The organism is Nocardioides sp. InS609-2 (assembly GCF_023208195.1).
Classification (GTDB): Bacteria; Actinomycetota; Actinomycetes; order Propionibacteriales; family Nocardioidaceae; genus Nocardioides.
In genome coordinates, this window is the sequence record NZ_CP060034.1 from 1,310,147 (window position 1) to 1,332,081 (window position 21,935).

At 68.9% G+C, this 21,935-nt stretch carries 25 protein-coding genes, 1 other RNA gene and 1 riboswitch; of the genes, 11 read left to right on the forward strand and 15 right to left on the reverse strand.

The annotated features are described in order from the left end of the window. Complete coding sequence (locus H4Q84_RS06980; protein ID WP_248582675.1) at nucleotides 1–606, reverse strand: Lrp/AsnC family transcriptional regulator; 606 nt, start codon at nucleotides 604–606, stop codon at nucleotides 1–3. A gap of 142 nt (nucleotides 607–748) precedes the next feature. Between H4Q84_RS06980 and H4Q84_RS06985 the strand changes: the two genes are divergently transcribed. The 6 genes from H4Q84_RS06985 to H4Q84_RS07010 all read left to right on the forward strand — a co-directional run bounded on the left by H4Q84_RS06985 (nucleotide 749) and on the right by H4Q84_RS07010 (nucleotide 7,502). Beyond that, nucleotides 749–2,326: an ABC transporter substrate-binding protein gene (locus H4Q84_RS06985; protein WP_248582676.1), complete on the forward strand. Its 1,578-nt coding sequence runs from the start codon at nucleotides 749–751 to the stop codon at nucleotides 2,324–2,326. Nucleotides 2,327–2,430: 104 nt separating this feature from the next. Beyond that, nucleotides 2,431–3,402: an ABC transporter permease gene (locus H4Q84_RS06990; protein WP_248582677.1), complete on the forward strand. Its 972-nt coding sequence runs from the start codon at nucleotides 2,431–2,433 to the stop codon at nucleotides 3,400–3,402. Beyond that, nucleotides 3,399–4,301 (forward strand): ABC transporter permease, encoded by a 903-nt coding sequence (locus H4Q84_RS06995; RefSeq protein WP_248582678.1) that lies wholly within the window; start codon nucleotides 3,399–3,401, stop codon nucleotides 4,299–4,301. The genes H4Q84_RS06990 and H4Q84_RS06995 overlap by 4 nt, the downstream gene beginning before the upstream one ends. After that, nucleotides 4,298–5,179, forward strand: coding sequence for an ABC transporter ATP-binding protein (locus tag H4Q84_RS07000; protein ID WP_248582679.1), 882 nt, complete (start codon nucleotides 4,298–4,300; stop codon nucleotides 5,177–5,179). The genes H4Q84_RS06995 and H4Q84_RS07000 overlap by 4 nt, the downstream gene beginning before the upstream one ends. After that, nucleotides 5,176–6,030: an ABC transporter ATP-binding protein gene (locus H4Q84_RS07005; RefSeq protein ID WP_248582680.1), complete on the forward strand. Its 855-nt coding sequence runs from the start codon at nucleotides 5,176–5,178 to the stop codon at nucleotides 6,028–6,030. Before H4Q84_RS07000 ends, H4Q84_RS07005 begins: the two co-directional genes overlap by 4 nt. A 92-nt stretch (nucleotides 6,031–6,122) precedes the next feature. After that, the gene (locus H4Q84_RS07010; protein WP_248582681.1) at nucleotides 6,123–7,502 is read left to right on the forward strand and encodes an aminopeptidase P family protein; all 1,380 of its coding nucleotides are present in this window, start codon (nucleotides 6,123–6,125) and stop codon (nucleotides 7,500–7,502) included. Nucleotides 7,503–8,016: 514 nt separating this feature from the next. On the opposite strand, the gene hppD is transcribed toward H4Q84_RS07010, so the two are convergent. Next, nucleotides 8,017–9,249 (reverse strand): 4-hydroxyphenylpyruvate dioxygenase, encoded by a 1,233-nt coding sequence (gene hppD / locus H4Q84_RS07015; RefSeq protein ID WP_248582682.1) that lies wholly within the window; start codon nucleotides 9,247–9,249, stop codon nucleotides 8,017–8,019. An 81-nt stretch (nucleotides 9,250–9,330) separates the two neighbouring features. Here hppD and H4Q84_RS07020 point away from each other — a divergent pair, with 81 nt between their 5' ends. Further along, nucleotides 9,331–9,804 (forward strand): Lrp/AsnC family transcriptional regulator, encoded by a 474-nt coding sequence (locus tag H4Q84_RS07020; protein WP_248582683.1) that lies wholly within the window; start codon nucleotides 9,331–9,333, stop codon nucleotides 9,802–9,804. 3 nt (nucleotides 9,805–9,807) lie between these two features. Here H4Q84_RS07020 and H4Q84_RS07025 read toward each other — a convergent pair whose 3' ends face one another. From H4Q84_RS07025 to H4Q84_RS07045, 5 genes are all read right to left on the reverse strand, one after another. After that, complete coding sequence (locus tag H4Q84_RS07025) at nucleotides 9,808–10,446, reverse strand: helix-turn-helix domain-containing protein (RefSeq protein WP_248582684.1); 639 nt, start codon at nucleotides 10,444–10,446, stop codon at nucleotides 9,808–9,810. Nucleotides 10,447–10,685: 239 nt separating this feature from the next. Then, nucleotides 10,686–12,437, reverse strand: a complete 1,752-nt coding sequence (locus tag H4Q84_RS07030; protein ID WP_282580343.1) for a DEAD/DEAH box helicase — start codon at nucleotides 12,435–12,437, stop codon at nucleotides 10,686–10,688. A gap of 53 nt (nucleotides 12,438–12,490) precedes the next feature. Further along, a complete protein-coding gene (locus H4Q84_RS07035) occupies nucleotides 12,491–12,763 on the reverse strand; it encodes a DUF3039 domain-containing protein (RefSeq protein WP_248582685.1) in 273 nt (90 codons plus the stop codon). 15 nt (nucleotides 12,764–12,778) lie between these two features. After that, on the reverse strand, nucleotides 12,779–13,336 hold the full coding sequence (locus H4Q84_RS07040; RefSeq protein WP_248582686.1) for a YqgE/AlgH family protein: 558 nt from the start codon (nucleotides 13,334–13,336) through the stop codon (nucleotides 12,779–12,781). Between the two features lie 36 nt (nucleotides 13,337–13,372). Beyond that, nucleotides 13,373–13,909: a hypothetical protein gene (locus tag H4Q84_RS07045; RefSeq protein WP_248582687.1), complete on the reverse strand. Its 537-nt coding sequence runs from the start codon at nucleotides 13,907–13,909 to the stop codon at nucleotides 13,373–13,375. Between the two features lie 121 nt (nucleotides 13,910–14,030). Here H4Q84_RS07045 and H4Q84_RS07050 point away from each other — a divergent pair, with 121 nt between their 5' ends. Further along, nucleotides 14,031–14,684, forward strand: a complete 654-nt coding sequence (locus H4Q84_RS07050; RefSeq protein WP_248582688.1) for a TetR/AcrR family transcriptional regulator — start codon at nucleotides 14,031–14,033, stop codon at nucleotides 14,682–14,684. A 3-nt stretch (nucleotides 14,685–14,687) separates the two neighbouring features. Here H4Q84_RS07050 and H4Q84_RS07055 read toward each other — a convergent pair whose 3' ends face one another. The 4 genes from H4Q84_RS07055 to fabG form a co-directional block, all read right to left on the reverse strand. Next, complete coding sequence (locus tag H4Q84_RS07055) at nucleotides 14,688–15,749, reverse strand: DUF3048 domain-containing protein (protein ID WP_248582689.1); 1,062 nt, start codon at nucleotides 15,747–15,749, stop codon at nucleotides 14,688–14,690. A gap of 102 nt (nucleotides 15,750–15,851) precedes the next feature. After that, nucleotides 15,852–16,379: an NlpC/P60 family protein gene (locus H4Q84_RS07060; protein ID WP_248582690.1), complete on the reverse strand. Its 528-nt coding sequence runs from the start codon at nucleotides 16,377–16,379 to the stop codon at nucleotides 15,852–15,854. 6 nt (nucleotides 16,380–16,385) lie between these two features. Further along, nucleotides 16,386–16,581, reverse strand: a riboswitch (cyclic di-AMP (ydaO/yuaA leader). A gap of 105 nt (nucleotides 16,582–16,686) precedes the next feature. Then, entirely contained in the window at nucleotides 16,687–17,184 is a 498-nt protein-coding gene (locus H4Q84_RS07065; RefSeq protein WP_248582691.1) for a thioesterase family protein, read from the reverse strand. 2 nt (nucleotides 17,185–17,186) lie between these two features. Further along, on the reverse strand, nucleotides 17,187–17,945 hold the full coding sequence (fabG, locus tag H4Q84_RS07070; protein ID WP_248582692.1) for a 3-oxoacyl-ACP reductase FabG: 759 nt from the start codon (nucleotides 17,943–17,945) through the stop codon (nucleotides 17,187–17,189). Between the two features lie 136 nt (nucleotides 17,946–18,081). Here fabG and H4Q84_RS07075 point away from each other — a divergent pair, with 136 nt between their 5' ends. Then, nucleotides 18,082–19,050: a phosphatase PAP2 family protein gene (locus tag H4Q84_RS07075; RefSeq protein WP_248582693.1), complete on the forward strand. Its 969-nt coding sequence runs from the start codon at nucleotides 18,082–18,084 to the stop codon at nucleotides 19,048–19,050. On the opposite strand, the gene H4Q84_RS07080 is transcribed toward H4Q84_RS07075, so the two are convergent. Both H4Q84_RS07080 and H4Q84_RS07085 read right to left on the reverse strand, forming a co-directional pair. Continuing rightward, a complete protein-coding gene (locus H4Q84_RS07080; protein WP_248582694.1) occupies nucleotides 19,020–19,424 on the reverse strand; it encodes an HIT family protein in 405 nt (134 codons plus the stop codon). The two genes, H4Q84_RS07075 and H4Q84_RS07080, sit on opposite strands and share 31 nt — an antisense overlap. After that, the gene (locus tag H4Q84_RS07085; protein WP_248582695.1) at nucleotides 19,424–20,161 is read right to left on the reverse strand and encodes a VOC family protein; all 738 of its coding nucleotides are present in this window, start codon (nucleotides 20,159–20,161) and stop codon (nucleotides 19,424–19,426) included. The genes H4Q84_RS07080 and H4Q84_RS07085 overlap by 1 nt, the downstream gene beginning before the upstream one ends. Before the next feature lie 36 nt (nucleotides 20,162–20,197). On the opposite strand from H4Q84_RS07085, the gene H4Q84_RS07090 reads away from it, so the two are divergent. Next, nucleotides 20,198–20,770, forward strand: coding sequence for a TIGR03086 family metal-binding protein (locus H4Q84_RS07090; protein ID WP_248582696.1), 573 nt, complete (start codon nucleotides 20,198–20,200; stop codon nucleotides 20,768–20,770). A 27-nt stretch (nucleotides 20,771–20,797) separates the two neighbouring features. Continuing rightward, a complete protein-coding gene (locus H4Q84_RS07095; protein WP_248582697.1) occupies nucleotides 20,798–21,139 on the forward strand; it encodes a TraR/DksA C4-type zinc finger protein in 342 nt (113 codons plus the stop codon). Between the two features lie 88 nt (nucleotides 21,140–21,227). Here H4Q84_RS07095 and ssrA read toward each other — a convergent pair. After that, nucleotides 21,228–21,597, reverse strand: a transfer-messenger RNA (tmRNA) gene (gene ssrA / locus H4Q84_RS07100). 29 nt (nucleotides 21,598–21,626) lie between these two features. Further along, nucleotides 21,627–21,935, reverse strand: coding sequence for a hypothetical protein (locus tag H4Q84_RS07105; protein WP_248582698.1), 309 nt, complete (start codon nucleotides 21,933–21,935; stop codon nucleotides 21,627–21,629).

Genomic DNA, 21,935 nt, shown 5'->3' on the forward strand with positions numbered 1-21,935 from the left:
TCAGCGGGTCGTGATGCCGTCGCGGCCGGTGCCGGCAGTGGTGAACCGCGTCATGCCGAGCCGGCGGGACTCACTCGACTGGTCGGGGATGTCCGAGGGAAGGACTGTCTTCCTGCGGATGACCTCATCGAGCACCACGACGCTCACAACGGACTTCACTTCGGGCCGAGCCGCGATGACGCCGGTGACGAAGTCGTGCACGTCCCCGATGTCCACCGAGCGAATGAGGAGCATCGCATCGTGTTCCCCGGTCGTGATGGCGCAGTACTCGATGTCGGGGATCTGCATCACGCCCGCCCTGAACCGGTTCCAGCTCTGCGGGTGCACCGTCACGAAGACGAGCGCGCAGATGCCGAGGCCGACGGCTTCGGGATCGATGTCGGCGGAGAACCCGGTGATGACGCCCGACTTCGTCATCTGCTCCACCCGGTTGTAGACACTGGCCCGCGACACGTTCACGCGTTCGGCGAGTGCCGCCATCGAGATCCGGCCGTTGTTGCGCAGGATCGAGAGGATCCGCAGGGCAACGTCGTCGACCACTGGTTGCTTTCGGCCGGCCAGAGAGTGTCCAGCGAAAGAGTCTTGGGGCTGCTCGGGATTGGACATGTCACGCTCCTACGCGCCGATTGCTGGAAAACTATCCACATTTGAGGATTGAAGGGAGACTAATCCACGTGCGACATGCCAACCTCGCCTCATCCCGTCCAATCGACACCTTAGTGCCGCCGCCCGCCCCTTGGAGATCGCCATGGAGTTCCGTTCCCGCAAGACAAGACGCGCTGTGGTCGTCGCAGTCATGGCGTTGCCGATCGCCCTAACCGGATGCTCATCCGGCAAAATCGACAGCGGCGACGGATTGAGGACGCTCACGATCGACAAGACCTTCGACCTGAAGACCGCCGATCCCGGCCGGCAGTACGAGCCGACGGGACAGCTCGTCGGCAAAGCGCTCTACCAGACCCTTCTCACGTTCGAGGGAACCGACGTCACCGAGGTCGTACCTGGACTGGCAACCCTCGAGCAGTCGGATGACGCGACGACGTTCACACTGACGCTGACCGGCTCGCCGAAGTTCTCCGACGACAGCGCGATGACGGCCGACGACGTGGTCTTCAGCCTCCAGCGAGTCATCGGCATGAAGGGCAACCCCTCGTTCCTGCTGGCCGGCGTCACGGTCAAGAAGACTGACGACAAGACCGTCGTCCTGACGACCGACAAGCCGACGCCCGCCCTGCCGGCGATCCTCGCGAACCCCGCGCTCGGCATCGTCAACTCCAAGGTCGTCAAGGCCCACGGCGGCACGACCACCGAGGCCGATGCCGCGGAGAAGTACCTGAACACGCACTCGGCCGGCTCCGGGCCGTACGTCCTGGACTCGCTGAATCTCTCGTCGAAGGTCGTCCTGAAGGCCAACGAGAACTACACCGGGGACGAGCCGGCGTTCGGGCGCGTCGTGATCCAGAACGTCGAGGGTGCGACCCAGAAGATCAACGTCGAGGGCGGCAGCGCCGATGTGGCACTCGACCTCTCGGGCACCCAGGCGAAGGGCCTGGGGTCGTCCGTGGACGTCACGTCCGGCCCGTCGGCCAATGTCATCTTCCTGTTGCTGAACCAGAACAAGAAGATCTCGACGATCACCAGCAACCCGGACTTCGTCAAGGCGGTCAAGAGCGCGATCGACTATGACGACCTCGTCGAGCTCGCCGGTGCCGGGACCTCGAGGGCCGCCGGCGTGATCCCGAGCGCGCTCCTTGGAGCTCTCGACGTGGCAGATGCGCCCAAGCTGGACCTGACCGCAGCCAAGGCCGCGCTGGCGAAGAGTGACTATGACGGGGAGTCCGTGACGCTGAACTTCCCGAGTGACCTGACGCTCAACGGGCTGGAGTTCCCGACGATCGCCCAGCGGATCCAGTCCCAGCTCAAGGCCGTCGGGATCAAGGTCGATCTCGCTCCGGCCGCTGTCGCGACGGAGCTCGACGCCTACCGCGAGGGCAAGGAGATCATGGGTCTTTGGTACTGGGGACCGGACTACCCGGACCCGAGCGACTACCTGGTGTTCACCCCCGGCGATGTGGTCGGGCTGCGCTCCGGATGGGCAAAGGGCGCGGACGAGACCGTGTCGGCTCTCGCGACCAAGGCGGCCGCCGGCGGGTCGGACGAGGAGCGGAAGGCTAACTTCGAGGAGCTTCAGAAGGCCCTCAACGAGTCCGGGCCGTTCATCCCGCTGGTCCAGCCCGGCAACAACATCGCCGCGAGCTCGGACATCACCAACGTGGGCTACAACCCGGTCTGGACCGTGGACATCGCCACGCTCGGAAGCAAGTGACCTTGTCGTCCTCACCCGAGACCTCGGTTCGGGCCCCGTCTCCGGCGCCGCCGGGCGGGGCCCGGACCGGTCACCCGTTCGCTCGTTATGCTGCGCGACGGATCGTGACGTCGCTGCTGCTCATGGTGGGCGTCACGCTCGCCAACCTTGTCCCGGGCGACCCCGTGGCGGCGGCTCTGGGTCAGCGGGCCGCCGAGGATCCGGCCACGGTCGCCCGGTTCACTGCGGAGTACGGCCTCGACAAGCCGCTTCCGGCGCAGTACGTCTCGTACGTCGGCAACCTCATCCAGGGGGACCTGGGTGTGTCGACGACGACGCACAACTCGGTGACCTCGGACCTGGGTGAGGCACTTCCCGCCACGATCGAGATCGCCATAGGAGCCATCGTCCTCAGCGTGATCATCGGGGTGTCGCTCGGGACGATCGCGGCGTACCGACGCGGGCGGACGGCGGACCACGTGCTCCGCCTCGTCTCGCTCGCAGGCCTGAGCGTGCCGACGTTCTGGCTGGCGCTGGTCGCGTACTACGTCCTCTACTTCAAGCTGCACATCGCACCGGCCTCCGGCCGGTTGAGCTCGGACTTCAACGCACCCCCGCAGGTGACGGGGCTCTACACCGTCGACTCCCTGATTGCCGGTCAGCTCGACACGTTCCTCGATGCGGCCTGGCACCTGATGCTCCCGGTACTGGTGCTGACGCTCTACACCGTGGGGCTACTGACCCGGTTCGTCCGGACGGCTGTGCTGGAGGTCCTCGACCAGGACTACGTACGCGCGGCGCGGGCCAAGGGTCTGCCGGCCCGCACGATCGTCACGTCGTACGTGCTCCGCGGGGCGAGCATCCCCGTGCTGACCGTCGTGGGACTCGCCTTCGGCAGTCTCCTGAGCGGAACGGTCCTGGTGGAGTCGGTGTTCTCGTGGCCCGGGATCGGCAGCTACGCGTACCAAGCGGCGTCGCACCTCGACCTGCCCGGCGTGATGGGCGTCGGCCTGACGATCGGGCTGGTCTACCTGCTGGTGAACCTGGCCGTCGACCTCCTGTACGGCTTCCTCGATCCCCGTGTGAGGCTCGCATGACTCACCCACCCGAGCCCGAGATGAGTCCGCCGCGTCGACCGCTCCGACGCCAGCTGCTGCCGCTGCTCGGCCGTTGGTCCGGCCCGGTCGGCATCTTCGGCGCCGGCATCGCGATCGTGTGGATCGTCGTCGCGATCCTGGCACCCGTCGTCGCCCCGTACGACCCACTCGCCCAGGATCTTCCCGTGCTCCAGGCGCCGGGCCATGGAACGCTGATGGGCACGGACGCGCTCGGACGCGACGTGTTCTCCCGCCTTGTCTACGGTGCGCGGGTCACGATCCCGCTGGCGCTCCTGCTCGTGACCACCAGCGCGCTGGTTGGCGCCGTCATCGGCGCCGTTGCCGGCTACTTCGGCCACTGGTTCGACGAGGTCATCATGCGTCTGACCGACCTGGTCATGGCCTTCCCCACCGTGATCCTCGCGATGGTCGTCGCGGCATCGCTCGGCGCATCTCTCGTGAACGCCGCCCTGGCGGCGCTGGTCGTTTCGTGGCCGGCGTACGCCCGGCTGACCAGGAGCCTCGTGCTCGGTCTGAGGTCGTCGAACTACGTGGTCTCGGGACGGCTGCTGGGATTCTCGCCCCTGCGGTCGATGGTGCGCGACGTCACGCCCAACATCGTCGGCCCGATCCTGGTGCTGGCAACCCTCGACATCGGGACGGCGATCCTGCTGCTCTCTGGTCTGTCGTTCCTCGGCCTAGGCGCCAAGCCGCCGACCGCGGAATGGGGGTCGATGGTCTCCGACGCGATCCAGAACTTCGACTCGTGGTGGCTCGGAGTCTTCCCGGGACTCGCCATTCTGACCGTCGTCGCGGCCTTCAACTTCATCGGTGACGCGCTCCGCGACGGGCTCGACCCCCGATCAGACGTGGCGCGCAAAGGCGGTCGGGCCCTGTGACCGGATCCGATTCGGCGGTTCTGACCATCCGCGACCTGACCGTCTCGACCCCAGCCGCGAAGGAGGGTCGCCCGATCGTCGCAGGACTGGACCTCAGCCTGCACCGGGGAGCTGTCCACGGGATCGCCGGGGAGTCAGGGTCCGGTAAGACCATGACAGCGCTTGCGATCCTCGGCCTCCTGCCCACCGGCATGACGGCGACTGGCAGCATCACGCTGTCGTCGAACGCAGGAGAAACCGAGCTGGTTTCCGCCCCGGCCCGGACCTTGGGCAGCATCCGTGGACGCCGGGTGGCGATGATCTTCCAGGACCCGTCCACGAGCCTGCACCCCCAGCTCAGCGTCGGCCGGCAGCTGACGGACCACGTACGCCATCACCTCGCGCTCTCGAAGGACGAGGCCCGGGCCAAGGCCGTCGCCCTGCTGGAGCGCGTCGCGGTCCCTGACCCGCTGGTCGCGATGAAGAAGTTCCCGCACCAGTTCTCCGGTGGCCAGCGGCAGCGCATCGCGATCGCCGTGGCCCTCGCGTGCGATCCGGAAGTCCTTCTCGCCGACGAGCCCACCACGGCTCTCGACGTCACGGTCCAGGCCGGGGTTCTGCGCCTGCTGCGTGACATGGTCGACGAGAGCGGCCTCAGCATGCTGTTCGTGACGCACGACCTCGGCGTCATGAGTGCCATCGCCGACCACGTCTCGATCATGCGCGCCGGGGTGGTCGTCGAGTCCGGCACCCGGCACCAGGTGTTCTCGGCGCCACAGCACGAGTACACCAGGTCGCTGCTGGAAGCGCTGCCCGGCTCGAGCTTCGAAGAGGCTCCCGAGGCCCTGGTGGATCACCTCCTGCACGAAGCCGAGCAGCCGAACGAGGAGGTCTCGTGACCCGGCAGACAGGACTGTCCGTGTCGGATGTCGTCGTCGAGTACGGCGGCCGCAACCCGCTCCGGGCGGTCGACGGAGTCTCCCTGGTCGTCGAGCCGGGCGAGGTGGTGGCTCTGGTCGGAGAGAGTGGCTGCGGCAAGTCGAGCCTGGCCCGCGCGGTGGTCGGCATCGAGCGGCGTGCCGCCGGCAGCGTCAAGCTCGGCGACCTGGACGTGCCGACGATGGGACTGCGTACGCGCAGCAACGACATGACCGCGATCCAGATGGTCTTCCAGGACCCCAACTCCTCGCTCAATCCGCGCCGCAGGGTCGGCGAGCAGATCGGTGACGGGATTCGTGCGGCCGTCGCTCGGGGCGACGAGTCATCGACCCCGTCGTACTGGCTGGAGCGTGTCGGACTGGACCAGTCAGCTGCTCGCCGATATCCCCACGAGTTCTCGGGTGGTCAGCGACAGCGGCTCGCGATCGCACGGGCGATCGCTGCTCGTCCGCGCATGCTGATCGCGGACGAGCCCATCTCAGCCCTCGACGCCTCCACCCAGATGAGCGTCGCTGCCCTGATGCGGAGTCTCTGCGAGGGCGTCAACGCCGGAATGCTGTTCATCTCGCACGACCTCTCGGTCGTGCGACGGATCGCCGATCGCACCCTGGTGATGTACCGGGGCCGAGTCGTCGAGTCCGGACACACCGAGACCATCTGGCGCCATCCACGCCACCCGTACACGCGGGCGCTGATTGGGGCGATCCCGGTTCCCGACGGTGCCGGCCGACTGCCGGTCGCGCCGGCCGACGGTGACCGGGACGCGTGGGGCATCGACATCTCCGACGCACACGACAGGACACCGCAGTGAAGATCCGTGATCGCGGCCCGCATCCTTCTGTGACCCCATGGGTCATGCCGCGAGCCGCGAACCGATCGGAGCTTCCGGGCAGCAGCGAGTTCATGATGAACGGCTGGGGCGACCCGAGACCCGTGCTCGATGAGGAGCCCGTCGCCAGCTACACGGCCGAACGGCGTGCTCGGCTGGCCCAGGCGCTCCCTGCCGAGCTCCTCGTCATCCCGTCGGGGGCGCAGCAGGTCCGGTCGAACGACAGCAATCACGCCTTCCGGCCCGGAACCGACCATGTCTGGCTGAGCGGCAACCGAGGGGCATCCAGCGTCCTGGTCATCGACACGACCGGAGGCGTCGCCGACGGCATCCTCTACCTGCAGCCGCCGTCGGGTCGCACGACCGACGAGTTCTGGCAGAACGATGCCGACGGCGATCTCTGGGTGGGCCCGCGCCCGAGCCTGCGCGAGACCGAGGAGCTGCTGGGTATCGAGTGCCGGCCGCTGGGATCACTCCCCGACGACCTGGCCCGGATGATGCGGAACGCCCAGACCGTGCGGGTCCTGCCCACGCTGGACCCCGCGGTCGACGCGTTGGTGCAGACCCACTGCGGTTCACAGCTGGAACCCCACCTGCGACTCAAGGCCGCGCTGGACGAGCTGCGCCTGATCAAGAGCGACTGGGAGATCAACCAGCTCCAACAGGCGGTCGACGGCACGGTCGCCGGCTTCCGTGACTGCGCCGCCGCGTGGCAGGAGGCCAGGCGGAGTTCGAGGGGAGAGAGATACCTCGAGGGCACCTTCGCGCGTCGGGCGAGGCTCGAAGGGGAAGGTCCGGCGTACGGGAGCGTCGTGGGCGGCGGAGCCCACGCCACGACACTGCACTGGTCGGACAACTCGGGCCGGCTGAATGATGGCGACCTCGTCCTGATCGACGTCGGTGTGGAGATGCGCTCGCTCTACTCCGCCGACATCACCCGCACCCTTCCGGTGGACGGCGTCCTCACGCCGCTGCAGCGGGACATCTACTCGATCGTGCTTCGTGCACAGGATGCCGGGATCGGTGCGCTGCGGGCCGGGGTGCCGTTCCAGGACTACCAGGACGCGTGCGCGTCGTCGCTAACGGCGGATCTGATCGATCTCGGACTGATCGGCTGCACCCTCGAGGAGGCGATGAAACCGGACGCGCAGTATCACCGCCGGTGGAGCATCTCGCGTTCCGGGCACATGCTGGGGATGGACGTGCACGACTGCAACCACGCGCCCACGGCTTCCTACCTGCACGGCCCCCTCGCCGCGGGCCACACGCTGACCGTCGAACCGGGGCTCTACTTCCAGGAGAACGACCTGACGATCCCGTCCGAGCTCCGTGGCATCGGCATCCGGATCGAGGACGACCTCGTCGTCACCGAGACTGCCTCGATCAACATGTCTGCCGCGCTGCCCAGGGAGGTCGCCGAGGTCGAGGCCTGGATGAACGAGCTGGCCACCTAGAAGGTGTGGGGAACCGCTCGGCTCGAGTGGTTGCGGGCCGGGGCATCACTCACAAGATTCGTGGGTTACCGAGCAGGGGCTGCCGGCTCGGCCCATCCGACACGGGCACGTCCGCCGACTGTTGGTCGAGGCAGCCTGCCACCAGGCCTGGTCGACCCGATCCTCAAGCCGATCGCCGACCAGCTCGGCGCGTCGCCGAGCCAGGCGTCGCTGGGGCCTGCTGCTCGCCGTCAGCTCGGTCTGGGCGGCGCCGATCCTGCAGCGCCGCTTCGGCGCGGCGCCGACGGTCCTGGCCTCACTGACCCTCTTCGCCCTCGACCTCGCCATGATGGCGGTCTTCGCCGACGACCGCGCCGTTCTGGATGGGTGCCGCCGCCGTGCTGGTCGCCGTGGCCATCCTTGCCGGCGGTCGCCGACACCTGCGCAGCGTGACCCCTACCGCGCACAGCACCGCCGAGGGCGAGCTGGCCGCGGCCGGGGGACGCGGGCTGAGTCAGGTTTCGATACGCGTCGCTCAGAGGTTTCCGCGGACGTCCTGCTCGCGCTCGATGGCCTGGAACAGCGCCTTGAAGTTGCCCTTGCCGAAGCCGAGCGAGCCGTGCCGCTCGATGAGCTCGAAGAACACCGTCGGCCGGTCGCCCAGCGGCTTGGTGAAGATCTGCAGCAGGTAGCCGTCCTCGTCACGGTCGACCAGGATCTTGCGCTTCTGGAGCTCCTCGATCGGCACCCGCACCTCACCGATGCGGTCGCGCAGCGCTGAGTCCTCGTAGTAGGAGTCGGGGGTGTCGAGGAACCGGACGCCGTTGGCGCGCAGGGCGTCGACGGTCGCGAGGATGTCGCCGGTCGCGAGCGCGAGGTGCTGGGCGCCGGGGCCGTTGTAGAAGTCGAGGTATTCGTCGATCTGCGACTTCTTCTTCGCGATCGCCGGCTCGTTGAGGGGGAACTTCACCCGGTGGTTGCCGTTGGCGACGACCTTGCTCATCAGCGCGGAGTAGTCGGTGGCGATGTCGTCGCCGATGAACTCGGCCATGTTCACGAAGCCCATGACCCTGTTGTAGAAGGTCACCCACTCCTCCATCTTCCCCAGCTCGACGTTGCCGACGATGTGGTCGAGGGCCTGGAAGAGACGCTTGGGCTCGCCGTCGCGTTTGGTCCAGCGCGGGGCGGCGGCGACGTAGCCGGGCAGGTAGGGGCCGGCGTAGGTCTGGCCGTCCACCGTGCGCTGCACGAGCGTGTGCCGGGTCTCGCCGTACGTCGCGATGGCGGCGATGCGCACCGAGCCGTGCTCGTCGGAGACCGTCTCGGGCTCGCGTACGACGGTCGCGCCGGCCGCGATGGCCTGCTTGATGCACTGGTCGACGTCGGGGACTTCGAGTGCGATGTCGACGACACCGTCACCGTGCCTGGCGTGGTGGGCGATCAGCGGGCTGTCGGGGCTGACGGCGCCGTTGAGCACGAACTTGATCGAGCCCGACTTCATCACGAACGACTTGTGGTCGCGGTTGCCGTTCTCGGGGCCGGAGTAGGCGATCAGCTCCATGCCCCAGGCACTGGCGTAGTAGTGCGCGGCCTGGGTGGCGTTGCCGACCACGAAGCAGATGGCGTCCCAGCCCGTCACCGGGAACTTGTCCTGCTCGGCGTCGTACTCCACGAGGCCGACGAGCTGGCGCAGCTGCTCCAGCGTCAGGTCGGCCTTCATCTCGTCAACAGTCAGGGCTCCGCCAGTCGAGGCGATCTCGGTCGTCATGCCCGTACGATGTCGCGGGAGCGCAGAATGTGCAACAGTACGCCTAAAAGCTGCGCAGTCTGTCTACTATCTGGGGCCCTCATGGACGATCTTGATGCCAGGTTGATCGATCTCTTCGCCATCGAGCCACGCATCGGCGTTCTCGAGGCGTCGCGCCGACTCGGTGTCGCGCGCGGCACGGTGCAGGCCCGGCTCGACAAGCTCACCGCCACCGGCGTCATCACCGGCTGGGGTCCCGACCTCTCCCCCGCCGCCCTCGGCTTCCCGGTGATGGCGTTCCTGACCCTCGAGATCAGGCAGGGCTCGGCCCAGAGCGGCGGCCACAACGCGGTCGCGGCGCACCTCGCCAAGATCCCGGAGGTGCTGGAGGCGTTCACGATCACCGGCGACGGCGACATGTGGGTGCGCGTGGTCGCGCGGTCCAACAACGACCTGCAACGGGTCATCGACCTGGTGCTGACCGATCCCACGATCGACCGGTCGACGACCGTCATCGCGCTGGCCAGCCAGATCGGGCACCGGGTGCTTCCGCTGGCCCGTTCGGCCTCCGGCTGAGACTCAGCGGAGTCGTTCGGCGATGGCGTGAGCCGCGGCGAGCACACGCGGAGAGACCAGGGCATCGTCGATGGCGCCACCCAGCGTCACGATGCCGACCGAGGCCTCGAGCCCCTCGACGCCGCGCACCGGCGCGGCCAGCCCATGCGCTCCCGACTGCAGCTCACCGGTCGTCACGACGTACGCCGACCCGTCGCCGTCGCGGCCCAGCAGGATCGCCTTGCCGGCGGCCCCCTGGGTGAGCGGGTGTCGGGCGCCGACCCGGTAGGAGACGTGGAAGTCGGTCCACGACGGCTCGACGACGGCCAGCGCCAGCGCCTCGTCACCGTCGGCCACGGTCAGGTGGGCGGTGCAGCCCAGCGTCTCGGCGAGCTGCCGCAGCACCGGCGCCGCCTGGTCGCGCAGCACCGGCTGCACGGCCGAGGCGAGGTGCAGCACGCCGAGACCGACGTGGAGGCGCGACCTGGAGTCACGGCGTACGAGACCGTGCTGCTCGAGCGTCGCGACGAGCCGGTAGACGACCGTGCGGTTGACCGCCAGCTCGGACGCGAGCTCGGTGACGGTGAGGCCGGCTTGCGTCTCGGCAAGCACCTTGAGCACGCGCAACCCACGATCAAGGGTCTGCGAGGTCTCGGCGGCCATGGTTCAGGTTAGCGCCGCCGAGACCCCGGTAGTCCGATCAGGACAGCAGGCCTCGCCTGCTCTCGATCTCGTCGGTCTGGGTCCTGACGATCTCGCCCGCGAGATCGACCGCCGGCTGGTACCTGCCGTCGGATCGCTCCGTCTCGGGACCTCGTCGAGCCGGCCGGTGGCACTCGGCGGCCCAGCCCGGCTCGGTGCCGGTCTCGTCGGTGAAGGTGAGAGATGCACGCGCACCGGACTCAGGAGCTCTTGCGGATCGCCCATTCGCGTACGGCGTCGATGCGCGCGTGCAGCTGCTCGGCGGTCGCCACGGCGGCCGCCGGCCCACCACACTGCTTGCGCAGGGCGGCATGCGTGACGCCGTGCGGCTGACCGGTGCGGTGGAACCATGCGCCGACGAGGCCGTTGAGCTCTCGGCGGAGTACGGCGAGCTGCTCGTGCGTGGACACCTCGGCGACCGTGTCCGGCGGCGGGGCCGCCTTCTGGCGCGCGGCGCGCTCGCTCTGCCGGGAGTGCAGCAGGTCGCGCACCTGGTCCGGCTCGAGCAGGCCGGGGATGCCGAGGAAGTCCATCTCCTCCTCCGACCCCGCGTGCACCTCGCCGGCGTGGCCGAACGCGGCCCCGTCGTAGAGCACATGGTCGAACGACGCGGTCGAGCCGAGCGCCTCGAACGCCAGCCCGTCGAGCTCGTCGGACGCGCCCTCGCCTGACTGGGCCTGTGCCAGCAGGGCATTCTCGGCGGCGAAGATGTCGTTCTCGTCGGTGACGCGGCGGCCGAGCACGTGGTCGCGCTCGACCTCCATCTCGGAGGCGTAGCCGAGCAGCTTAGGCACCGACGGCAGGAACACCGACGCCGTCTCGCCGCGAGCACGCGCCCGCACGAAGCGGCCGACGGCCTGGGCGAAGAAGAGCTGGGTGCCGGTGGTGGTGGCCCACACGCCGACGGCGAGCCGGGGCACGTCGACGCCCTCGGACACCATGCGTACGGCGACCATCCAGCGGGCATCGGAGTCGGTGAACGCCGCGATCTTCTTCGACGAGGCCTTCTCGTCGGAGACCACCACGACGGGCGCCTCGCCGGAGATCTTCTTCAACAGCGCGGCGTACGCACGAGCGGTGTCCTGGTCGCTGGCGATGACGAGGCCACCGGCGTCGGGCATGTGGCGGCGTACCTCGGAGAGCCGCTTGTCGGCGGCCGCGAGCACCGCCGGCATCCACGAACCAGCAGGGTCGAGCGCGGTGCGCAACGCGTGCGCGGTCATGTCCTTGGTGAGCGGCTCCCCCAGTCGCGCGGCAACCTCGTCGCCTGCGCGCGTGCGCCAGCTCATCTCGCCGGAGTAGGCCATGAACAGCACCGGGCGTACGACCTTGTCGGCCAGCGCGTGGGCGTAGCCGTAGGTGAAGTCGGCGGCTGACCGCGGGATGCCGTCGGGGCCGGGCGCGTAGGTGACGAACGGGATCGGGTTGATGTCGGAGCGGAACGGCGTGCCGGTCAGCGCCAGCCGGCGGGTGGCCGGCTGGAAGGCCTCGCGCACGCCCTCGCCCCACGACAGCGCGTCGCCGGCGTGGTGGACCTCGTCGAGGATCACCAGCGTCTTGAAGTTCTCGGTGCGGATGCGCATCGCGAGCGGGTTGACCGCGACACCGGCGTAGGTGACGGCGATGCCGACGTAGTCACCCGATGTCTTGCCCTTGCCCGCGGAGTACGCCGGGTCGATCGGCAGGCCGACCCGCGCCGCCGCCTCCGCCCACTGCGTCTTGAGGTGCTCGGTCGGGGCGACGACGATGATCCGGTCGACGATGCGGCGCCCCAGCAGCTCAGCGGCGACCGTGAGGGCGAACGTCGTCTTGCCGGCACCCGGCGTCGCGACCGCCAGGAAGTCGCGCGGCGACTCCTCGACGTACTGGGTCATGGCGGCGTTCTGCCACGCGCGCAGGGAGGGTGCCGTGCCCCAGGCAGCGCGGTCGGGCCAGGCCGGCGAGATCGGCAGGGCAGGAGTCAGGGCCGCGGAACCTTCATGGGGAACGGCTTCGTGCCGTCCCGTCACGCCTCGGGGCCCTTGTCGCCCTTGCCACCGGGCTTCATCGACTCCCAGATGTCCTTGCAGTCGGGACAGACGGGGTACTTCTCGGGTGCACGGCTCGGCACCCAGACCTTGCCGCACAGGGCGATCACGGGGGTGCCCATGACCATCGCCTCGGTGAGCTTGTCCTTGGGCACGTAGTGCGAGAACCGCTCGTGGTCGCCGTCGTCGGTCGGGACGGTGCGGGTGTCCTCGATGGTGTCGGTGCCGGGCGAGAAGCCGATGGTGCTCATTGGGGAGAGTCTAGGTCAGTTGAGATCGGGGTCGAGAGGGCGCGTCGAGAGCCAGGCGATCTCACCCGGCTGCCGACGGAGTACGTCGCGCCAGAGGTCGGTCAAGTCGAGACGGAACACGTCGGAGACCACCGACGGGACGACGTACCAGTGACCGGTGGCGATCTCGCGCTGCACCTGGCCGATGCCCCAGCCGGCGTAGCCCGCGAAGATCCGCAGGCCGGCGAGCGAGCCGTCTACAAGCTCGAGTGGGGTGTCGAGATCGACCACACCCAGGTCGCCGAAGACGGTGCGGAAGCCGACCGGCACGTCGCTGATGTCGGCCAGCCGGCCCACCGCCAGGGCGCCCTCGGGGTTGACCGGTCCGCCGCGGAACAGCACCTCGGGCTCGCCGACGATGTCGCGCCAGTCGGCGAGCACCTCGGCGACGAGAACCGGTGAGGGCCGGTTGAGCACAACGCCCAGGCAGCCCTCGTCGTTGACGTCGAGCAGAAGCACGACGGTGTCGGCGAAGTTCGGATCCACGAGCGCAGGGGTGGCCACGAGTAGGGAGCCGACGGCGACCTCGGTCATGGCGTCATCATGCCCGAGGTCGCGCACGCTGTGGTGTCAGGCCGCCAGCGCAGCCTTGATCCGCTCGAGGATCCGCGGGGCCGCGTGGGCACCGGCGGGACTCGAGACGAGTGGCGACGTGGCCCGCGCGCGGGCGGCGATCTCTGCACCGACGCGTACGGCGGCGGGGTCGACGCTGCTGCCCAGGCTCATCCTGCCGGCCATCGCGGCCAGCAGCAGGTGCTCCTTGGTGGCCGCCTTGGTGAGCGCGGTGCGCATCGCTGGGTCGGTGGGCTGGTCGACGTAGTGGTCGATGATCGCCCGGACGCCCGGCAGCTGCGCCTCGGTGTCGTGCCAGGCTGCGATCACGGCGGACTCGAGGTCCATGGGCTGGCCGGCGAGCTCGCGCTCGATGCGACCCGCCAGGCGGGTGTGCCAGCGCAGCTGGAGGGCGCCGAGCAAGGAGAGCTCGTCGCCGAAGGTCTCGGCCACGCCTTCGACGTCCATCGGGAGGATGCCGTCACGACGGACGTCGGCAGTGGTCATCACGGTGCGGAGGATCTCCCCGCGGTGATGAAAGGACTTCCAGGTCATGGTCAGCTCCTTGTCTGGATGACACATACCGTTGGTACGTACTCAAGGTACGTCGACATGCTCTCGGTAGCCAAACGTGGCGCGGGTGATCCGGAGCACATGCGATCCATAGAGTGGGCGGATGCCCAAGGCGCGTATTCCGAAGGTCCCCGTCGCGGGCCGCTCGCACTCCTCGACCAAACGGTCACTGGTCGACGTGGCGGAGCAGATGTTCAGCGAGCACGGCTACGCCAACACCTCTCTCGACGCCATCGTCGCCGGCGCGAAGGTCACCAAGGGCGCGCTCTACCACCACTTCACCGGCAAGCAGGCGGTCTTCGAGGACGTCTTCGCGCGGGTTGAGTCGCGGGCGGCGCAGCGCATCTCGCTGCGGCTCAAGGGCGAGCGCGACCCGTGGGCCAAGGCGCAGGCGGGGCTGCGGGAGTTCCTCGATGTCGTGCAGGAGCCGGCGTACCGCCGGATCGTGATCCAGGACGGGCCGGCCGTGCTGGGCCACGAGCGGTTCCGCGAGCACGAGGAGCGGACGACGTACGCCCACGTCGTCGAGATCGTGCGCGCGGTGCTGGGCGCCGGCGACTGGGAGCTCGACGACGAGATGCTGCAGACATTCAGCCGGATCTTCTTCGGCGCGCTGTCGTCGGCCGGCGAGTCGGTGGCCTCCAGCGAGGATCCCGCGATCGCCAGCGCGCGCGTCGAGAGCGCGATCGGGTTCATCCTCGCGGGCATGCAGGCGCAGCTCGAGGCTGGCGTGCGCCTGCCCGCCGACCGCGAGTGAGCGCTACTTGCTGTAGTTGACGCGACCGTTGCTGGCGTCGTCGGGCACGAGCTCGACCCAGGTCTTGCCGGCCGGCACCGCGAGGCTGTCGCCCTTCTGGGTCGTCAGGCGCAGCGCGCCCTTGAGACCGTCCTTCTTCCAGGTGCCCTTCACGACGCGGCCACCGTGGAAGAGCAGGGCCTGGCCGCTGCCCTCGAACTTGGTCTCCGGCACGAAGTTGCCCGCCGGGTCGCGATAGCCGGCGTCACCGACTTCCGCGCGGAGCACGAGCACGGTGTCGGCCGGGAACTCGTCGCCCTGTGCGGCGTAGGTGTTCTGGTTGACGTAGCCGTTGTTGGTGTAGGCCCAGTTGGTGGTGTGCATGCCGCCGAAGAACGCCGAGAACTGGGTGGCCTTCTGGCCCTTCGGCAGCGACGCGGCGTCGCCGAACGTGAAGTAGTCGTCGGGGCGGGCGGCCTTCTGCTTGATCACCGAGGCGACGTCCTTGGGCCGTGCCATCAGGTTGTACGGCGCGGAGCGGCTGCCTTCGCGGAAGAAGCCCTTGGCGCCTTCCTGGAAGAACGTGATGCCGGCGTCCTGGATGCGGCTGATCGTCACCCCGGCAGCACCAGAGGTGATGATGTCGGCGTCGACCGCGGAGACGATGCCGATGTCGCTGGCGCGCATCGACCGCACCGGGCCGACGACCTCGGGCAGCTGGGAGTAGTAGAACGCCGCGAGCCGGGTGGCGCCGCCCTCGACGAGCTCCTCCACGACCATGTCGGCCTTGCTGAGCCCGAGCTGTGGAGCGCTGCTCTCGGTGTTGTCCATCTTGGTGACCATCACCGGGTGCTTGAGGTCGACGCTGCCACCCTCGGCGACGGGCAGGCCGGTGAGCGGCCAGGTCGCCGGCGGGGCCGGCTCCTCGGCGGTCCCGCCGGCCGGCGCACCGGGGGCGCCAGCGGCCTCGGGGTCGGTCGATGCTTCCTTGTCGCCGCAACCGGCGAGAAGCAGCGACGTCGCGGCGAGCGCGGCAACCGCGATGCCCAGACGGGACGAGGGCAAGGTGCGCAGGGGAAGGTGCACGGGGACTCCTAGCTGTGATGCGGTTTCTACCGGCAAGTGTGCGGGCGCGCCCACCCTGTGTGCGGGAAGGCGCGCCCGGGTTGTCACCCGGCGGCTCTGTTGTCAGGCTCGGCGCAGGGTGCCCGCGAACCAGCTGCTGGTCCACGGTACGTCGATCTGCACAGGCCGTCCGGGCGTCGACGAATGCAGCATCTGCACGGCGCCGGTCTTGGCCCGGCCGACGAAGATGCCGACGTGGTAGACGCCGCCACCGCCGGTGAAGAACATCAGGTCACCGCGGTGCAGGTGCGACTTGGAGATCCGGCGGACGTGACCGGCCTGCGCCGACGACGTACGCGGCACGTTGATGCCGGCCTTCCGGTAGGAGTAGTAGATGAGACCGGAGCAGTCGAAGGCGCCGGGTCCGGCCGAGCCGTAGGAGTAGGCGTCGCCTCGCTGGGCGAGCGCGATGTTCTCCGCTCGGTGGACCTGCTTCTTCACCACCCGCTTGACCTTGACCCCCTTGGAGATCGAGGAGTCGTCCACCTGCTGGGTGGAGGCCTCGCTGACCTGGGTGTTGGTGCCGAGGATGAGGCCGAGGGCGAGCATCAGGAGCGCGCCGAAGCGCAGCATGCGAGAAAACGCAGGCATGGTTGTTGTTCCTTTCCCACGCCTGTGAGGTGAGCTGTCGGGTTGGAGCTGGAAAGTGCTCCGTCACATGTGTGACTTCACCCCGAGCCGTCCGCGATCGGGCTGCGAACCGGCGTGGAACCTGTGGGTCCCCCACTCCTGCCCCTGTGTCATTGTCTCGGGGGACGTCGCGCGGAGGGGCAGGACTCGGCGTACCCGCGGACGGTGGTGCAGCCGAGAACGTTAGGCAGACGGGGGCTCAAAGTCCAAGCCTCGAGGCGTTGCAGGCGCGATCGTGATGAGGATCTCGCTCTCGCGGAAGGCTCGGTCAGCGCAGCGCCAGGCATCCCGAGGTCGAGGCAGGGAAGGGCAGGTCGGCATCCTCGGCGACCCGCCGGTCGATGTTGGCGGCGACATCCTCGGGCCACGGCGCCGTCCGCCGGGTGCTCATGTCGATGTGCAGGAAGATCTCTTCCATGACGTAGCTGACCTGGCCGTGGGTCTCGTCGAGGAGGTAGACCAACGCGTGCGCCGCACGGTCGGAGCGCCCGAGCAGCCGGACCCGCGCCGACATCATGTCTCCCGTGCGCAGCTCGGTCAGGTAGGTGCAGTGGTGCTCCGCAGAGAAGCAGGCATGCCCGGCGCTGATCGGCCAGTTCTGCGGGATGCCCAGCGACACCAGGGACTCGTCGAGACCCTCACTCGCGATGCCGAGGTAGTGACGGACGTTGAGGTGGCCGTTCATGTCCTCGAAGGGCATCGGCACGGGTTGTTCGACGTACGCCGGCAGGTCGAGGAGCTGGTCATAGGTGGGATGCGTTGTCACGGTCAGCTGACCAGCTTCGCGCCGCCGTCGACGTACAGCGTCTGGCCCGTGATGTACGAGGCCTCGTCGCTGCACAGGAACGCGGCTGCGGCCGCGATGTCCTCGGGAAAGCCGACCCGCTTGACCGGGTTGCGCTCGGCGGTCATCGCCCGGAACTCGTCGACCGGGATGCCCACGCGGGCGGCCGTGGCGTCGGTCATCTCGGTGGCGATGAAGCCGGGGGCGATGGCGTTGGCGTTGACGCCGTAGGGGCCGAGTTCGATGCCGAGGGTCCGGGTGAAGCCCTGGATGCCCATCTTTGCGGCGGAGTAGTTGGCCTGGCCGCGGTTGCCCAGCGCGGAGACGCTGGAGAGGTTGACGATCTTGCCGTACTTCTGCGTGACGAAGTGCTTCTGGGCGGCCTTGGTCATCAGGAAAGCGCCCTTGAGGTGCACACCCATGACGAGGTCCCAGTCCTCCTCGGTCATCTTGAACAGCAGGTTGTCGCGGGTGACACCGGCGTTGTTGATCAGGATGTGGATGCCGCCGAGCTCGCTGACGACCCGCTCGACGGCGGCGTCGACACTGGGACCGTCGCTGACGTTGCACCCGATGCCGATGTGGCCCTCGCCCAGCTTGGCCGCGGCCTCGGCGGCAGAAGACTCGTCGAGGTCGAGGATCGCGACCCTGGCGCCCTCCTCGGCGAAGCGCTGGGCGGTGGCGAACCCGATGCCGCGTGCGGCTCCGGTGACGACGGCGATGCGTCCGTCAAAGCGACCCATGGTGACTCCTTCACGTTTGGGGGGAGGCGCGATGGGGCGCCGGGTTCACCCTAGACGGCGGGCGTCGTACCGTTAGGGCATGGGTGGGCCGAATTTCCGTCTCGCGGGGGCGTTGGGAGCAGCCATGGTGGTAGCCATGGTGGTGGTTTCGCGCGCCTGGGACCTGCCGATCCGCGACCCTGACGGAGTGGTGGTGCCGACCTACGTCCGACTGCCGCTGATCGTGCTCGCGGCGCTGGCTCTCGACATCGTGCCGCGCGCGGTGCTGCGTAGGCGATCAGTCGTGGCCGTCGCGCGGGAGCGTTGGAGCCGCGACCAGCTCGTCTTCGCGCTCGCGGGGGTCATCACCTGGTACGCCTGCTACGCGGCGTTCCGCAACCTGAAGAGCTACGTGCCGTTCGTCAACGACCGGCTCTGGGACAACGAGCTCGCATCGTTCGACCGCTCCATCTTCCTGGGCCACGACCCCGCCGACGTGCTGCACAGCGTCCTGGGCACCGGCTGGGCCGCCGAGGCCATGTCGCTGGTGTACGTCGTGTGGATCGTCCTGGTGCCGCTGAGCCTCGCGGTGGCGCTGCTCTGGACCCGGTCCCGGGCGGCCGGCTCGTGGTACGTCACCGCGGTCGCGGTCGACTGGGTGCTGGGCGTGGCGACGTACTTCGCGATGCCCACGCTCGGGCCGATCTACTCGGCCCCGCAGGACTTCTCCTCCCTCAACGACACCATGGTGACCGGTCTCCAGGAGTCGATGATGAGTGACCGCGCGGAGGTGCTGGCCGACCCGTTCGCGACCGGCGCCGTGCAGACCATTGCCGCGTTCGCCTCCCTCCATGTCGCGATCATGGTGACGATGGTGCTGATCGCGCACTTGATCGGGCTGCCGCGCGTGATCCTCGTCGCCAGCCACGTCTTCCTCGCGCTGACCGTGGTGGCCACGGTCTACCTCGGCTGGCACTTCTTCGTCGACGCGCTCGCGGGGGCCGTGCTGGGCGCGGCCGCCGTGTGGATCGCGGCCATCGGGACCGGCAACGTCTCGGCGGGGATCCCGCGGCTGCGCCCCGCCGCCCAACGCGATCAGAGCGCCGACCGCAGGCTCTCGGCGTAGGTCGCGGCCTCGCCCGCGGCGTACTTCGTGCGTGGCCAGAAGAAGCCGCGCAGGCCGTCGCCCTTCGTCCGGGGTACGACGTGCAGGTGCAGGTGTGGCACCGACTGCGACACGGTGTTGTTGATCGCCACGAACGACCCCTGGGCGCCGAGGGCTTCGACCATCGCGGTGCAGAGCCGCTGGCCGAGCGCGACGAAGGGGTCCCGCAGCGGCGCCGGCAGGTCAGGCAGGGTCACGACGTGCTCGCGCGGCACGAGCAGCACGTGGCCGCGGAACACCGGCCGGGCGTCGAGGAACCCGACGAAGTCGTCGTCCTCGATGACCCGCTCGGCCTCCGCCTTGCCGGCGACGATGGAGCAGAAGAGGCAGTCCATCAGCGCACCGGGTGGTCGGTGATGCAGTAGGTCATGCCGGCCGGGTCGTTCAGGACGGTCCAGTGCTCGTGCTCGCGCAGCACGGTCGCGCCGAGCGCCTCGTGCCTCGCCACCTCAGCAGACCGACCGCCGTCAGAGGTGCCGAGGTCGAAGTGGGCGGTCGTCGGCCCGTCGCCGTCGTCGAGCCGCTGGACCAGCAGCTGGAGCGGCTGGTCGTCGGGTCCCTCGAGGAGCCTGAACTCGGGGTGGCGCTGGTGGGCATCGAGCGGGAAGCCGGTGGTGGCTGCCCAGAACGCCAGCTCCTCGTCGTACGCCGCGGGGGCGATGTCGAGGCAGACCTGGTCGACCAGGCTCGACTGCCCACTGGTCCAGGTGCGCGCGGGCGGGCGTCGCCCGGCCGGGTGGCCGACGAAGCAGAACGGCAGGCCTCCGGGCGAGGTCAGGACGACGTACCCGGGGAGCTCCGCGAGCTCCTGCGCTCCGCGAGCGATCGCCGCGTCGGCCGCGGCGCGCGGCTCCTCGACGTGCAGATCGAGGTGGAGGCGTGCGAGACCGTCGCCCACGCGCTGCATGCGCAGGAAACCGTCGCCCTCCTCGGGCACCAGCGTCGTGAACTCGCCGCGGTCACCGCGCGGCTCCGAGGGGGACATCCCGGTCACCGCGCTCCAGAAGTCGGCCGCACGGGCGTGATCGGTGGCGGGTACGTCGAGGAAGGCGCTGATCCAGAACGGCGTCACGACGCGAGGGTACGACGCTGTGCCATGGTGAGGGTCATGATCGACCTGACTCCGACCACTGACCGCACCCGCGCCGTGGCCGCCGCCGTCACCGACGAGCAGCTCGGCGCCCCGACCCCCACGGGCAGCACCGTCGCCGCGCTGCTCCAGCACCTGATGGGCCTTTCCGTCGCCTTCCGCGACGCCGCGGCCAAGATCGACGGGCCGACGACCTCGACGCCGCCGGGCCCGGTCACCGACCCGTTGCCCGACGACTGGCGCGCGCAGGTCGAGCAGCTGCTCGGCGAGCTCTCGACGGCCTGGCAGGACGCCGGGGCGTGGGAGGGCATGACGAAGGCCGGCGGCGTGGACCTGCCCGGCGAGATCGGCGGACTCGTCGCCCTCGACGAGGTGCTGCTGCACGGCTGGGACATCGCCGTGGCGACTGGCCAGTCCTACGAACCTTCGGACAGCGAGTGCGAGGCGGTGCTCCCGATCGTAACGCCGGAGGACGCCGACGGAGCCGGTCGTGACGGTTTGTTCGGCCGCGTGGTCGACGTACCGGATGACGCGCCGGCGTTCGACCGGGTGCTAGGCCTCGCCGGCCGCGACCCGGGCTGGACTCCTTGAATCACGGCCCCTGAGTCGGTGACTCTCATGGTGCCCGACCCCCGCCGTACTCTCGAAAGCCTCCGCTCGGAGGCGCTGCAACGACTGGCGACCCTGACGGAGCAGTACGACGAGGTCGTGGCGTCCTCACGCGACACCAACGCCGATGACGAGCACGACCCCGAGGGCGCGACGATCGCCTTCGAGAGGTCGCAGGTGGGCGCGCTGGCTCGACAGGCAGGTGAACGAGTGGCCGAGATCGACGCCGCCTTGGCACGCGTCGTCGACGGCAGCTACGGGATCTGCGAGGTCTGCGGGCTCCCGATCGAGCCGGAGCGCCTCGAAGCGCGGCCGACGGCGCGCACACACGTGGCGCACGCACCGGCTTGACCAGCTGCAAGAACACGAGAGCCGCTCCGACCGGAGTCGGAACGGCTCTCGTTCAAAAGGGCTGGATCTCGGTGGTCGCACCGGATCGGCGTGGAGCTGGCGGGAATCGAACCCGCGTCCTCGAGCGTCGAACCAGGTCTTCTCCGGGTGCAGTCAGTGTTGTCGCTTTTCTCGGCCCCGGCGCTCGCACAGACACGTCGCCGACGGGCTCAGCCAGGATAAAGTCCCGGTCACTCCTCCTGGCAGGAAGTGACCAGCAAGTCCTCTAGATGAGGCCTGGGTCCGGGACGAGGACAGATGCCCGGTCAGACCCTTCGATCACTGCTCAGGCAGCGAGAGCGAAGTCGTTGCGATTAGAGTTGGCAACTGTGTTTTCCAGCGATCGTTTACGAGATGACGCTGGCTTCTCGACCCGCTTCTCCTGGAACTAACGTCCCAAGTCGAAACCGATCAGCCCCTTTTGAGTTGTGTTGGTCAGTCTACGTGCTCAACGCCGAGAAGCCGACACGCATTCCTCCTCGAGGGTCTCCAGCAGCCTCGTCTGCGGCTCGCCGGCGAGCGCGGGTGAGCTCTCGGGGACTGCCCAGACACGCTCCCTGAGGAAGCCGAGAAAGCGCGTCGCGGGTTCGATGGCGTCGAAGTCCAGGTCGATGACGACGTAGTGCTCGTCGTCGACCGGTCGATGGATCCGATGAGCGTGTACGCCGGCCTCGCGGCGCAGATCGGCGAACCGGTCGAAGGCACCCTTCCAGGTGTCGTAGTCGGTGATCGGGTGCTCGATGTGGAGGGTGGTCAT

What these genes read in the sequence shown, in the direction of transcription:
- H4Q84_RS06985 (WP_248582676.1), top strand. Translation starts at nt 749, where the DNA reads ATGGAGTTCCGTTCCCGCAAGACAAGACGCGCTGTGGTCGTCGCAGTC.
- H4Q84_RS07020 (WP_248582683.1), top strand. Translation starts at nt 9,331, where the DNA reads ATGGACGATCTTGATGCCAGGTTGATCGATCTCTTCGCCATCGAGCCA.
- H4Q84_RS07040 (WP_248582686.1), bottom strand. Translation starts at nt 13,336, where the DNA reads ATGACCGAGGTCGCCGTCGGCTCCCTACTCGTGGCCACCCCTGCGCTC.
- H4Q84_RS07045 (WP_248582687.1), bottom strand. Translation starts at nt 13,909, where the DNA reads ATGACCTGGAAGTCCTTTCATCACCGCGGGGAGATCCTCCGCACCGTG.
- H4Q84_RS07095 (WP_248582697.1), top strand. Translation starts at nt 20,798, where the DNA reads ATGGTGCCCGACCCCCGCCGTACTCTCGAAAGCCTCCGCTCGGAGGCG.
- H4Q84_RS07060 (WP_248582690.1), bottom strand. Translation starts at nt 16,379, where the DNA reads ATGCCTGCGTTTTCTCGCATGCTGCGCTTCGGCGCGCTCCTGATGCTC.
- H4Q84_RS07010 (WP_248582681.1), top strand. Translation starts at nt 6,123, where the DNA reads ATGATGAACGGCTGGGGCGACCCGAGACCCGTGCTCGATGAGGAGCCC.
- H4Q84_RS07035 (WP_248582685.1), bottom strand. Translation starts at nt 12,763, where the DNA reads ATGAGCACCATCGGCTTCTCGCCCGGCACCGACACCATCGAGGACACC.
- H4Q84_RS07090 (WP_248582696.1), top strand. Translation starts at nt 20,198, where the DNA reads ATGATCGACCTGACTCCGACCACTGACCGCACCCGCGCCGTGGCCGCC.
- H4Q84_RS07105 (WP_248582698.1), bottom strand. Translation starts at nt 21,935, where the DNA reads ATGACCACCCTCCACATCGAGCACCCGATCACCGACTACGACACCTGG.
- fabG (WP_248582692.1), bottom strand. Translation starts at nt 17,945, where the DNA reads ATGGGTCGCTTTGACGGACGCATCGCCGTCGTCACCGGAGCCGCACGC.
- H4Q84_RS06980 (WP_248582675.1), bottom strand. Translation starts at nt 606, where the DNA reads ATGTCCAATCCCGAGCAGCCCCAAGACTCTTTCGCTGGACACTCTCTG.
- H4Q84_RS07025 (WP_248582684.1), bottom strand. Translation starts at nt 10,446, where the DNA reads ATGGCCGCCGAGACCTCGCAGACCCTTGATCGTGGGTTGCGCGTGCTC.
- H4Q84_RS06995 (WP_248582678.1), top strand. Translation starts at nt 3,399, where the DNA reads ATGACTCACCCACCCGAGCCCGAGATGAGTCCGCCGCGTCGACCGCTC.
- hppD (WP_248582682.1), bottom strand. Translation starts at nt 9,249, where the DNA reads ATGACGACCGAGATCGCCTCGACTGGCGGAGCCCTGACTGTTGACGAG.
- H4Q84_RS07075 (WP_248582693.1), top strand. Translation starts at nt 18,082, where the DNA reads ATGGTGGTGGTTTCGCGCGCCTGGGACCTGCCGATCCGCGACCCTGAC.
- H4Q84_RS07080 (WP_248582694.1), bottom strand. Translation starts at nt 19,424, where the DNA reads ATGGACTGCCTCTTCTGCTCCATCGTCGCCGGCAAGGCGGAGGCCGAG.
- H4Q84_RS07050 (WP_248582688.1), top strand. Translation starts at nt 14,031, where the DNA reads ATGCCCAAGGCGCGTATTCCGAAGGTCCCCGTCGCGGGCCGCTCGCAC.